The 12839-nt window shown below is 63.4% G+C and carries 9 protein-coding genes; 4 read left to right on the top strand and 5 right to left on the bottom strand.

Translation table 11 applies throughout. The annotated features are described in order from the left end of the window. Positions 1-8: 8 nt before the first annotated feature. From FKZ61_RS01175 to FKZ61_RS01160, 4 genes are read right to left on the bottom strand one after another with little or no spacing between them, the layout of a single operon-like run. Entirely contained in the window at positions 9-992 is a 984-nt protein-coding gene (locus FKZ61_RS01175) for an ABC transporter permease (RefSeq protein WP_141608229.1), read from the bottom strand. Then, on the bottom strand, positions 989-2521 hold the full coding sequence (locus FKZ61_RS01170; RefSeq protein ID WP_141608228.1) for a sugar ABC transporter ATP-binding protein: 1533 nt from the start codon (positions 2519-2521) through the stop codon (positions 989-991). The genes FKZ61_RS01175 and FKZ61_RS01170 overlap by 4 nt, the downstream gene beginning before the upstream one ends. Before the next feature lie 53 nt (positions 2522-2574). Beyond that, positions 2575-3555, bottom strand: coding sequence for a 1-phosphofructokinase family hexose kinase (locus tag FKZ61_RS01165; protein ID WP_141608227.1), 981 nt, complete (start codon positions 3553-3555; stop codon positions 2575-2577). Positions 3556-3561: 6 nt separating this feature from the next. After that, complete coding sequence (locus tag FKZ61_RS01160) at positions 3562-4179, bottom strand: class II aldolase/adducin family protein (protein ID WP_141608226.1); 618 nt, start codon at positions 4177-4179, stop codon at positions 3562-3564. A gap of 584 nt (positions 4180-4763) precedes the next feature. Between FKZ61_RS01160 and xylB the strand changes: the two genes are divergently transcribed. The 4 genes from xylB to FKZ61_RS01140 all read left to right on the top strand — a co-directional run bounded on the left by xylB (position 4764) and on the right by FKZ61_RS01140 (position 11364). Continuing rightward, a complete protein-coding gene (gene xylB / locus FKZ61_RS01155; protein WP_141608225.1) occupies positions 4764-6275 on the top strand; it encodes a xylulokinase in 1512 nt (503 codons plus the stop codon). Positions 6276-6371: 96 nt separating this feature from the next. Continuing rightward, on the top strand, positions 6372-7154 hold the full coding sequence (locus FKZ61_RS01150; protein ID WP_141608224.1) for an HAD-IIA family hydrolase: 783 nt from the start codon (positions 6372-6374) through the stop codon (positions 7152-7154). 135 nt (positions 7155-7289) lie between these two features. Next, positions 7290-8651: a dihydrolipoamide acetyltransferase family protein gene (locus FKZ61_RS01145; RefSeq protein WP_141608223.1), complete on the top strand. Its 1362-nt coding sequence runs from the start codon at positions 7290-7292 to the stop codon at positions 8649-8651. A 247-nt stretch (positions 8652-8898) separates the two neighbouring features. Beyond that, positions 8899-11364, top strand: coding sequence for an alpha-ketoacid dehydrogenase subunit alpha/beta (locus tag FKZ61_RS01140; protein ID WP_141608222.1), 2466 nt, complete (start codon positions 8899-8901; stop codon positions 11362-11364). Between the two features lie 96 nt (positions 11365-11460). Here the strand turns inward: FKZ61_RS01140 and rpoD are convergent, their stop codons facing one another. After that, entirely contained in the window at positions 11461-12639 is a 1179-nt protein-coding gene (rpoD, locus tag FKZ61_RS01135; protein ID WP_141608267.1) for an RNA polymerase sigma factor RpoD, read from the bottom strand. Positions 12640-12839: the final 200 nt, after the last annotated feature.

The raw sequence follows: 12839 nt of genomic DNA, 5'->3' as shown, positions 1-12839 counted from the left end.
TGGATCGCTCATAGTTCACCCAGACGTCGTTTGCGCACAATATCAAAGACCACGGCCAACAGGATCAAGGTCCCCTGCACCGCCTGGAACCAGTAGGCGCTCACCCGCAAGAAGACCAGCCCGCTGCCGATGACATTGAGCAGGAGCACGCCCAGCAGCGCGCCCCACACCGTGCCGCTGCCGCCCATGATGCTAACGCCTCCCACCACCGCCGCGGTGATGACCAGAAGCTCGAAGCCGACGCCGCTGTTGGTCTGGATGGCGCTGAAGCGTGTGGCAAAGATGAGGGCGGCCACGCCGATGAGGGTCCCGTTGAGGATGAAGCTGGCCATCTGAATCCGCTTCACCGGAATGCCGGTCAGGCGGGCGGCTTCCCGGTTGGCCCCCACGGCATAGAAGTAGCGCCCCAAGGGGGCATAGCGCAGCCAGAGGGCGGCAGCCAATACCACCACCGCCGCCACCAGGATGGGCACCGGAATTCCAGCCAGCCGCGCCTGGCCGATGTAGAATCCTGGCGGCAGATTGCGGATCCAGGATCCGCCGGTGACCAGCACCACCGCGCCCCGCAGGATGCTCAGCATGCCCAGGGTGACGATGATGGAGGGAATCCCGCCCCACACCACCAGCGCGCCGTTGATAAAGCCGATCACCGTCCCACTCAGGACAATGGCAGCCAGGGCCACCGGGATGGGCACACCCGCCTGGGCCAGCAGCCCGCCCACCACCGCGCATACGGCCAGCATGGAGCCCACCGAAATGTCGATTCCGCCGGCCACGATGACCAGGGTCATGCCCACCACGGCCACGGCCACGTGGCTGCTGTCCAACAGGATGGAGAGCACATTCCGCGACTGTAGGAAGTCGGGGCGAATGAATGATAAAACAGCGATCAGGACTATCAGAAAGATGGCCAACACCGTTTCCTGGGTGAATCGTTCCAGGGAAAACCAGCCCACGGTGTCCGGCCGGACATCTGCACGTTGTCGAATCATGGCGCACTACCTGCACTCTCGGCTACCGGGCGATCCGAAATCGCCCAGGCAATGATTTTCTCCTGGGTAGCTTCGGCCCGGGGGAACTCGGCCACGATGCGGCCCCGGCGCATGACCAGCACCCGGTCGCTCATGCCCAAAATTTCCGGCAGCTCGCTGGAGATCATGATGATGCCGATCCCCTGGCTGGCCAGCTCGCTCATCAGACGGTGGATCTCGGCCTTGGCGCCCACGTCGATGCCCCGGGTGGGCTCATCCAGGATCAGCACCTGGGGCCGACAGAGAAGCCATTTGGCCAGCACCACCTTCTGTTGATTCCCGCCCGACAGATTGGCGACCCGTTGGTGAATGCTGGGCGTACGCACCTGGAGCTTCTCCACCACCTCCTGCACCAGACGCTCTTCCTGGCGCACCCGCACGAAGCCAAAACGGGCCAGCTGGGTGAGGATGGCCAGGCTGCTGTTCTCCTTGACCGTCATGGGCAAAATCAGGCCCAGGCGCTGCCGGTCTTCGGAGACATAGGCGATGCCCATCTGCATGGCGGCCTGGGGCGAGCCGATGCGCACCGGCCGGCCATTGATCCGGATCTCGCCGGCATCCGGTGGGTGGACGCCAAAGAGGATCTGGGCCAGGTCGCTGCGCCCGGACCCCACCAGACCACTCAACCCCAGGATCTCTCCCTGATGGAGCGTCAGGTTGATGTCCTCCACCACGCCTGCCCGGGTCAACCCCTGCACCTCCAGGATGGGTTCGCCCCTGGGAACCTCCACCTTGGGGAAGAGGGTGTCCAGGCTACGGCCCACCATCATGCTGATCAACCGGGCCGGGGTGGCATCAGCCACATCCAGGGTGTCCACATACTTGCCGTCCCGCAGTACCGTGACCCGGTCGGCCAGCTCGAAGACCTCCTCCAGGCGGTGGCTGATGTAGATGATCCCCACCCCCTGCTCCCGCAGTCGCCGCACGATCTGGAAGAGGGTCTCGACGTCCCGGGCGGTGAGGGCGGCGGTGGGCTCGTCCATGATGAGGACCCGAGCCTGTTGACTCAGGGCCTTGGCAATTTCCACCCGCTGCCGGTTGCCCACGGTCAGTTGCCCCACCTTGCGCCCCACGTCGATCTCCACCTCCATGGCCTGGAAGATGGCTTCGGCCTCCCGGGCCATGCGCTTCCAGTCCACCCTGCCCAGGGCCCCCCGTGGGTGGCGCCCCATGAAGATGTTCTCGGCCACGGTCAGCTCGGGGTAGAGGCTGGTTTCCTGATAGATCACCGCCACGCCCAGCTCGGCCGCGGTGCGCGGGCTGTCGATGGTCACCGGGCGGCCCTGGAAGAAGATTTCTCCCTGGTCGGGCTGGTAGGCGCCGGCGATGAGCTTGATCAGGGTGGATTTGCCGGCACCGTTTTCGCCCAACAGGGCGTGGACCTCGCCGGCGCGCACATCGAACTGGACATGGTCCAGGGCCACCACGCCAGGAAAGGTCTTGGTAATGTTGCGCAGGCTGAGGAGTGGCTGCGAACGAGAATCGTTCATCCGATAGCAAACCCCAATGTTGTTTTAGAAAGCGATTGCAGGTTGAAGAGATGTTACAGAGACAACACGTGGACCTGGGGCAGCAGTGTCTCCACCTGTTGTCGTGTGCAGACGGCGGTGCCTTCGTTCATCACCACGGCAGCGGCAGCAGCCGTGCCCAGCGCCAGGGCTTCATCCCACGGCTTCCCCTGGCTGCGAGCCAACAGGATGCCCGCGCTGACGGCATCCCCGGCGCCGGCCGGGCTGACCACCGGCACATCCAGCGCCGGCACGTGGTAGCGGCCCTGGTGGGTGAAGGCCACCAAACCCTGGCTCCCCAGGGTCACCACCAGGGCCTGGGTGGCCAGGATGGGCCACTGCCCCGCCAGCAAACGGGCTAGTGCCTCCAGGCGAGCAGGAAAATCGGCGGCCTGCTCCTTCGTCATCAGCGCCTGACGCCATGCCCCCACCTCCGGCACAAGCTCGGCCAGCTCCCGCAGGTTGACCTTGAGGATATCCGGCTGGCTGGCGACGCCGGCCCGAAGCCCTGGCCCGGACGCGTCCAGCAGGGTCACCAGGCCATGGCGGCGACCAGCGAGGATCAACGTCCTGTAGCTGTCCGCCGGGAGGCCCGGCGGGATGCTGCCGGCGCAGGCCACCCCCCAGGCGGCGGGCGCCAGTGCCTCCAGGCGGGCCACCACCTGGGTCAGATGGGCCGGCTCGCCCACCAGCGTGGGCGCCAGAATGGTGGACTGGCGGCCGGTGGCCTGCTCCGTCAGGAGGCAGGCCATCCGGGTGTGGCCATGAGCCGGCACGAAGTCGCAGGGAAGTTGCCGCTCTGCCAACAGGGCGGCCAAAATCTGGCCGCTGTAGCCGGCGTTGAGGGCGATGGCCCGGGTCACGCCGCCCAACTCCTGAACGATCAGGGAGACGTCGATCCCCTTGCCGCTGGGCGAAACCACTTCCCGCTCCGCCCGGACCACATCCCCCAGGGCAAAATCCTGGATGAACAGAACCCGGTCGATGGTGGGGTTCAGGGTGACCGTCAGAATCATGGACCGCTACGGCCTCAACTCCAGGTTGCAGGCCCGGGCCCACAGCAACGTCTGGGCGCTCCACTCCAGCCGCTCCAGGGTGTCGTAGGCGTCGTCCAGGTCTCGGCCTACGGTTACCACCCCGTGCCAGGCCAGGATCAGGCCCAGGCCATTTTTGGCCAGGGTTTCTGCCCGGGGCTGAAGCTTGGCCACCACGGCATCCGCCAGCTCCTGGCTGTGGGAGGGCAGGTTGGGGACCACCTCGACCGGGTCGAATTTTTCCGTGTACTGGTTGGTGGGCGTGACCGGTTTGCCCGCCGCCGCGAAGACATTCAGGTAGCGGGGGTGGGCGTGGATCACGCCGTTGATCTGGGGAAAGTGGCGGTAACAGCCGAAATGCATCCGACTTTCCCGGCTCACCAGGGCCGGATCCCCCTCCAAAATATTGAAATCCCGGTCGAAGACCAGGATCATCTCCTCCCGCAGCTTCCAGCGGTGCTTGCTGCCTAGATACCGGGGTGTGATATAGATGTGATCGCCCACACGACAGCTCAAGTTGCCGCCTGCACTGTTGGTCAGGTGGCGCTCGTAGAGAAGGCCGGCAATCTCGACCATCTTGCTGCGGGGATCGACAGAATCATGCATGGTTTAGCCTCTTGTCGGCGTACAGTTTGTGGGCGCGCGTCAGGCGCACGTAGGAGGTTAATGCTGTACATGGCGCACGCGGATGTCGGTGCACGCAGGCTACTGGAGCCGTCTGGACGTATCCCGGTCGCAATTCGGTCCCGTCGTGGGCCCAAAGCTGCACGCCCACCCGAAACCGATCCAGCGGGGGAAACATGGATTTCCAGCCGGGAACCGGGCAGATAATGGAAGATTCGATATCGGAAGTAAATCGTAAGACATTAGTAAATTTATCACAATATTACATCTTTTGCAACCCACCTGAGTTTCAACTTTGCCTTAATTTCAAAAGCCTTCGACAAGAAATCTGTCCGATCGTTTGCCATTGGTTTGGGGCAATGTTATACTCAAGCCAGCTTCACCGCACCAGACAGGACCGGACGTGCAGAGGAGTCGCGGTTTCGGCTGCCTGAGGTTGGGCCCTCGCGGGGCCACTCGTTGATCGACCCTTTCCCGGAACCAACGGCACCTCAAGACAGATTGACCCGTACCGATTTACCAGACAGATTTACCAGGCAAATTTACGAAGAGATTGCAAAAGGACCATGGTTGAAAAGCGGCTGATCCTGGCCCATGACCTGGGCACTACCGGCAACAAAGCCAGTCTCTTCGACAGGGACGGCTCTCTGCTGGGTAGTGCCTTCCATGCTTATCCCACCGCCTATCCTCGCCCCAACTGGGCTGAACAAGATCCGCAGGAGTGGTGGCAGGCCCTCTGCCAGACCACCCAACGCCTGCTGGCCGAGGCGGGTGCAAAGCCCGAAGCGGTGGCCGCCGTCAGCTTCAGCGGCCACATGATGGGCTGCCTGCCGGTGGATCAGGCCGGCCATCCCCTCCGCTCCTGCATCATCTGGGCCGATCAACGGGCCCAGGATGAGGCCCACCACATGGCCGCGCTCCTGGGCGCGGACACCATCTATCAGGTCACCGGCCATCGGGTCAGCCCGGCCTATACCGGGGCCAAAATCTTGTGGATTCGGCACCACCAGCCCGAGATCTTTCAGGCCACGGCGACCTTCCTGCAGCCCAAGGATTACCTGGCCTTTCGCCTGACAGGACAGCGGGCGACAGACTACTCGGACGCTTCGGGAACGTTGCTCTTCGACCTGGAAGAGCGCTGCTGGAACGAAGCCTGGCTGGCACAGTTGGAGATCCCGCCCGACACCTTGCCTCCCCTCTACCCGTCTACCGCCATCATCGGCCATGTCACCCCGGAGGCAGCCCAAGCCACGGGCCTGGCCGAGGGCACGCCGGTGGTCATCGGCGGCGGCGATGGCGCCTGTGCGGGCGTGGGCGCAGGGGTGGTGGAGCCCGGGGCCGCCTATGCCTACATCGGCTCGTCGGCCTGGATCAGCGTCAGCACCCCACGCCCCATCCTGGATCCTCAACAGCGCACCTTTACCTTTCACCATCTCCACCCGGAACGCTACTGCCCCATGGGCACCATGCAGGCCGCGGGCGGCGCCCGGGACTGGGCCTGGCAGCGACTTGCGGGAGAGTCGGATCAGCTGGACAGGTTGGCAGCCCAAGCCCCTGTCGGCGCCGATGGAGTTCTTTTCCTTCCCCACCTGTTGGGCGAACGCAGCCCCTTTTGGAACCCCCAGGCCCGGGGCGCCTTTGTGGGCCTGACCATGGGCCACGGGGAGGCTGAGATGGCCCGGGCCGTCCTGGAGGGCGTCGCCTTCAACCTGCGCCTGATTTTTGATGCGCTGCGGCCCCAGCTTCCCCACGTTTCAGCCCTCCGCCTCATTGGCGGGGGCAGCCGGAGTGGGCTGTGGTGCCAAATCCTGGCCAACTGCCTGAACTTGCCCGTTCAGACCCTGTCCCTCAAGAGTGAGGCCACCAGTTGGGGGGCAGCCGTGGCCGGGGGCGTGGCTGTGGGCCTGTTTGACTGGTCCATGGCGGCGGCCCATAGCCAGGTGGTGGAGACCTTCCATCCACAGCCAGAAGCGGTGCCGCTCTATGACGGGCTGGTCCAAATCTACACAGATGCCTACAGGGCATTGGCGCCCATTCACGCCCGGCTCGCCGCCTTCCAGAAGGACCGACCAGAATAGGACACGATATCAACACGGCGACCCATCGTCGAACCATCGCCGGGAGATAGGCGGACGTCAACAGGACTTGATAGAAAACAGACGAGGTTAGCTCCCATGCCACCCTATAAAAACGTACTGATGGACATGGACGGCGTACTGGTCAAAGGGCGCACGGCCATCCCAGGTGCCGGCGATTTCATCGCCCATCTGAACGAGACGGGCATCCCCTACCTGGTGCTCACCAACAACCCCCTCTACACGCCCCGGGACCTGGCCCATCGCCTCCACACCGCGGGCCTGGAAGTCCCCGCCGAACGAATCTTTACCTCGGCCATGGCGACGGCCCGCTTTCTCCATGCCCAGCGTCCCAGGGGAAAGGCCTTTGTCATCGGCGAAAGTGGCCTCACCCAGGCCCTCCACGACATCGAGTATGTGCTCACCGACTACGAGCCGGACTACGTGGTGCTGGGAGAGACCCACAGCTACAACCTCAACCACATCACCAAGGCCATCCGCCTGATTCTGGACGGCGCCCGCTTTGTGGCCACCAACCCCGATCCGGCCGGCCCGTCAGAGCAAGGCATCGTGCCTGCCTGTGGCGCCATGGCTGCGCTTATCGAGAAGGTAACAGGTGTCAGCCCGTTTTTCATCGGCAAGCCCAACCCCTTGATGATGCGTACGGCTTTGAATTACCTGGGCGCCCATTCCGAGGAGACGGTCATGATCGGCGACCGGATGGACACTGACATCGTGGCGGGCCTCAGCAGCGGCATGGACACCATCCTGGTGCTAACAGGGGTCACCCAAAGGGAAGACGTAGACCGCTTTCCCTATCAGCCATCCCGGGTGGTGGCGTCGATCGCCGGGGTCGACCTGGCGGCTTTTCAAGGGGCATGACAGGGACATCACATCGGACACGACAGGATTCTAGGCCCAAGGGAAACGTAGAGAAACGGCTGAAAGGTCCACGGCCAGCCCCACCACCCCGGAAAAGATAAGCCTTCAACAGAACGTAGGAGCGATAAAGATACCATGGCAACTCCAGTAGTGATGCCCAAACAGGGGCAATCGGTGGAAAGCTGCATTATTGTCGAGTGGAAAAAAGAAGAAGGCGATCCTGTCCAGGAAGGCGACGTGCTCTGCGAAGTGGAGACAGACAAGGCGGTGATGGAGGTGGAAAGCCCCGTTTCCGGGACGCTCCTGGCCCGTTTCTACCCGGAAGGAGAATTGGTTCCTGTCCTGACCAACATCGCAGCCATCGGCACACCTGGCGAAGACATCAGCCACCTGCGCCCCCAGGAAGGGGGTTCGGCAAGCCAGACAGAGGCCGCCCCTCCTGCCCCTTCAGAAGAAGCACCAGTTCAAGAAGCCCCGGCGGAAGGGATGGATCAGGCATCCGCCGCTCCCGCTGCCCCTCCCCAAGCCATCTCGCCCCGGGCTCGCAACCTGGCCGCCCGGCGCCAGATTGACCTGACCGGCGTGCAGGGTACCGGCCCTGGCGGGCGCATCATCGAACGGGATGTGGAAGCGGCCCTGGCCGCCCAGCCCCGCCTGAGCCCCGTGGCCAAGGCCATGGTGGAGACGGGCGGCTACCGAGCGCCTGGCCGGGGTACCGGTCCCGGCGGCAGGGTGATGTCCAGGGACCTGGAGGCCGTGGTGTCCCCCGCACCGTCCCCGGCAGCGGCCGGTGCCGAGGACGACGTGCTGGAACGGATCCCGGTACGGGGCATTCGCAAAGTGATTGCCGAGCGGATGCTCCACTCCCTGCAGAGCACCGCCCAGTTGACCCTCCATGCCTCAGCCGATGCCCGGGCCCTGCTGGCCTATCGGCGACGGCTCAAGGAGAGCGAACCGGCGTTGGAACTGCAAGGGGTGACCATCAACGATCTGGTCCTCTTCGCCGTTTCCCGGGTTTTGCTCCAATTCCCCGACCTCAACGCCTGGTACGATGGCGAGACCATCACCCGCTACCGGGCTGTGCACCTGGGTTTCGCCGTGGATACGCCCCGAGGGCTCATGGTGCCGGTCATTCGTCGGGCCCATGTTCTCTCCCTGCGAGAGCTGAGCCGGGCCAGCAAGCGCCTCTCCACCGCCTGCCAGGAAGGTTCCATCACGCCGGATGAGCTGAACGGCGGGACCTTCACGGTGACCAATCTGGGCAGTTTGGGCATCGAACGCTTCACCCCCATCCTCAATCCCCCCCAGGTGGCCATTCTGGGCGTCGGCAGTATCGAGCTGAAAGCGGTGGAAGTGGAGGGCGAGGTCCAGTTCATTCCCCATCTGGGCCTGTCGTTAACGTTGAACCACCAGGCCGTGGACGGGGCCCCGGGCGCCCGCTTCCTGCAGGCACTGGCTCGAGGCATCGCCGGGCTGGAAACCTTGCTGGCCCTGTAGGAGCAGCATCCTTTCTGCTGGAGGACCATCTGGGACTTCTCTGCAAAAAGGGCATTTTTTAACGCAAAGGCGCAAGGACACAAAGAAACACAGGAGAGCATGGTCGAATCGGCGTTCATCTGCGTGGGTCAGCGTCCTATTTGGCCTTTTCGCAGCAGAACCATCTGTGGTTTCGACAGCAGGAAATTGGAAATCAAACAGGCACGCGAAGTGATTTGTGGGCAGAAATTACGAGTAGAGGGAACCCATGACCAAAGCAATTACCATTGATCCGGCCGAAGTGCGTAAACCAGGCGTCCTCCGTGCACCGGAGATACCGATCAACGCCTACGTGTCCGACCCCAAAGCTGAGGCCGAGAAGTATGGCTCTGAAAACCTGGTACGCATGTACCGGGACATGGTCTTCATCCGCGAGTTCGAGACCATGTTGGATCGCATCAAACGGGAAGGCAACTACCACGGCATCGAGTACAATCACCGGGGGCCTGCCCACCTATCCATCGGCCAGGAGTCGGCGGCGGTTGGCCAATGCTACCACCTCACGCCGGACGATTTCATCTTTGGTTCCCATCGCAGCCATGGGGAGATCCTGGCCAAGAGCTTCTCGGCCATCCAGAAGCTGGACGAGGTGGAGCTGCTGAGCATCATGGAGTCGTACATGGGCGGCGCCGCCCTGCGGGTGGTGGAGGGCCTGGGCAACGGCCACGGCGATGTCAGGGATTTGGCCATCAACTACGTCCTCTACGGCGCCATGGCCGAGATCTTCGGCCGGGAAAACGGCTTCAACAAGGGGATGGGCGGCTCCATGCACGCCTTTTTCCCACCCTTCGGCGTGATGCCCAATAACGCCATCGTAGGCGGTTCGGCCGACATCGCCACCGGCGCCGCCCTCTTCAAGCGCATCAACCGGCGCCCCGGCATCGTGATCGCCAACATCGGGGACGCCTCCATGGGCTGTGGGCCCGTCTGGGAGGCCATGATGCTGGCGGCCATGGACCAGTATCGTACCCTGTGGGATCCGGAAATCGGGGGTGCGCCGCCCATGCTCTTCAACTTTGTCAACAACTTCTACGGCATGGGTGGCCAGCCCAAGGGCGAAACCATGGGCTTTGAAATCCTGGCCCGGGTGGGCCTGGGCGTCAACCCGGAAGCCATGCACGCCGAACGGATCGACGGCTACAATCCGCTGGCTGTGGCCGACGCCATCGAGCGCAAGCGCAAGATCCTGGAGGAAGGGCGTGGCCCGGTGCTGTTGGATACGGTCACCTACCGTTTCTCCGGCCATTCTCCTTCAGATGCCTCCGCGTACCGTACCAAGGAAGAGATCGATCTCTGGATGCAGCAGGACGCGCTTCAGGGCTTTCGGCACTACCTGTTGGAGTATGGCCACGCCGACGAGGGCCAGCTGGATGCCTACCACGAAGAGATCGTGGAACGGCTGGTGCACATCCTGCCAGCGGCCATTTCGGACGAGATTTCTCCCCGCATCAGCGTACAAAGTGACGCTATCGGCGAGCTCATGTTCTCGAACCAGGTGCGGGACCGGTTGGCAGAGGGCACACCGGAGGTACTGCTGCCCAAGGAGGAGACCCGGCTCAAGGTGTTGCAGGCCAAAAGCCGTTTTGGCCTGGATGAGAACGGCCGGCCCCTGCCCAAGCTGCGCTGCCTCACCTACGCTGAAGCCCTCTTCGAGGCCATGATCCACCGCTTCTACGAGGACCCCACCATGATCGCCTTTGGCGAGGAAAACCGGGATTGGGGCGGCGCCTTTGGCGTGTACCGGGGCCTGACCGAATGTCTGCCCTACCATCGTCTCTTCAACACCCCCATCTCTGAGGCGGCTATCGTGGGGGCAGCGGTGGGCTATGCCATCAGCGGCGGCCGGGTGGTGGCCGAGCTCATGTACTGTGACTTCATGGGGCGGGCTGGCGATGAGATCTTCAACCAGATGGCCAAATGGCAGGGCATGTCCGGTGGGCTGCTGACCATGCCCATGGTGCTGCGGGTCTCGGTGGGCTCCAAATATGGCGCCCAGCACTCCCAGGATTGGAGCTCCCTGGTGGCCCACATTCCAGGGCTCAAGGTCATGTTCCCGGCTACCCCGTACGACGCCAAGGGCATGTTAAACCTGGCCCTGCGAGGCACCGATCCGGTGGTCTTCTTCGAGAGCCAGCGCCTCTACCCGGAGCCGGAAATCCTGGTGCCGGGCGGTGTACCGGTGGAGTATTACGAGGTGGAGATGGGTGAGCCGGCCATCCGGCGAGAGGGTACCGACCTCACCATTGTGACCATCGGCGCTACCCTCTACCGGGCCCTGGAGGCGGCCGATGAGCTGGCCGAGCGCTACGATCTCTCAGCGGAGGTGATTGACGCCCGCTTCATCAATCCGTTGAACTACGAGAAAATCGTGGACTCGGTCAAGAAGACGGGGAAGGTGGTGCTGGCCTCTGACGCCTGTGAACGGGGATCGTTCCTGCACACCATGGCCTCCAACATCAGCCAACTGGCCTTTGACTATCTGGATGGGCCGGTGGCTGTGGTGGGCGCCCGGAATTGGATCACGCCGCCGGCCGAGCTGGAGGAAGCTTTCTTTCCCCAGAAGGAGTGGATCATCGACACCATCCACGAGCGCATCCTGCCCCTGCCCGGCCACCAGGTCACCACGGCCCAGGCCACGGCGGAAATCCTCCGGCGCAACCGGCTGGGCATCTGACCCCAATCACCCACAGTTGCACCCAATAAAAACAGAGGGGGCGGCCCGTATCGGGCCGCCCCCTCTGTTTCACGTGAAACATTGGTCAGGCACGAATTAGAGATAGTCCCGCAGTTTGCGGCTGCGGCTGGGATGGCGCAGCCGGCTCAAGGCCTGGGCTTCAATCTGGCGGATGCGCTCTCGGGTGACACCGAACTTCTTACCCACCTCTTCCAGGGTGTAGCAGTAGCCATCCACCAGGCCGAAGCGAAGCTGGAGGATGCGCACCTCCCGGGGGGTGAGGCTCTGGAAGATTTCGTCGATCACCTCCCGCAGGAGCTGCTGGCCGGCAGCCTCGCCGGGCGCATCGGCGTCCTCATCCTCAATGAAGTCGCCCAGATAGCTGTCCTCTTCCTCACCCACGGGCATCTCCAGGCTCAAGGGGCGCTGGCTCACCCGCATGATGTGTTCCACCTTGCGGGGCGTCACACCCAGCTCGTCGGCGATCTCCTCAGTGGTAGGATCCCGGCCCAGCTCCTGGACCAGCTGCCGGCTGGTACGGGTCAGACGGTTGATCTGCTCGTACATGTGTACCGGCACCCGGATGGTGCGCCCCTGATCGGCGATGGCCCGGGTTACCGCCTGGCGGATCCACCAGGTGGCATAGGTGCTGAACTTATAGCCCCGGCGATAGTCGAACTTCTTGACCGCCCGGATGAGGCCGATGTTGCCCTCCTGGATCAGGTCCAGGAAGGGGACACCACGGCCCACATATTTCTTGGCCACGCTGACCACCAGACGGCTGTTGGCCTTGATCAGGTGCTCCTGGGCCGCCTGCCCATCCCGGACATACCAGAGCAGCCGCTCCCGCTCCTCCCAGTCGTCGACGCCCTGGGCCAGGGCCTTGCGTGCCTCCCGGCCCTTTTCCATGCGCTTGGCCAGGGCCACTTCTTCCTCCGCGGTGAGCAGGGGGACCCGGCCAATCTCCTTGAGGTAGAGGCTGATGGAATCGTCGATCTCGATCTGGCTCAGGTCAAACGCGTCATCCTCACCGGCATCGCCATCGCCATCGCTCAGGTCGTCCGGCTCATCCTCGCGCGCCTGACCCACTTCGATCCCCTGCTCAAAGAGGGCCGCGAAGATATCCTCCAGCTGATCCATGTTGTTCTCGGCCTCGGGCATGACCTGCAGGACATCGTCATAGGTGACGTATCCCTGGGTGCGCCCCAGATTGAGCAAATACTCCAGGGCTGCCTCGGGGCTGAGCGCAGAAAGCTCCTCACCGGCCTCCGCCACGTCGTCCAGCCCCAGGTCCGCTTCGTCGCCCAGGCGCCTGACCTCCTCATCGGCGTCCAGATCCGCCTCCGAGGTCAGCGCGGAGTCCAGCTCCATCTCGTCATCTACAGAGACATTGAGTCGTCTTTGCTTGGCCATTGCTGTTTTTATTTCCCCCATTTAGCAATCAGACAGGTCGTTGCACAAGCCACAATTCAAGC

The organism is Litorilinea aerophila (assembly GCF_006569185.2).
Classification (GTDB): Bacteria; Chloroflexota; Anaerolineae; order Caldilineales; family Caldilineaceae; genus Litorilinea; species Litorilinea aerophila.
This window is presented reverse-complemented; position numbering and strand designations above follow the sequence as displayed.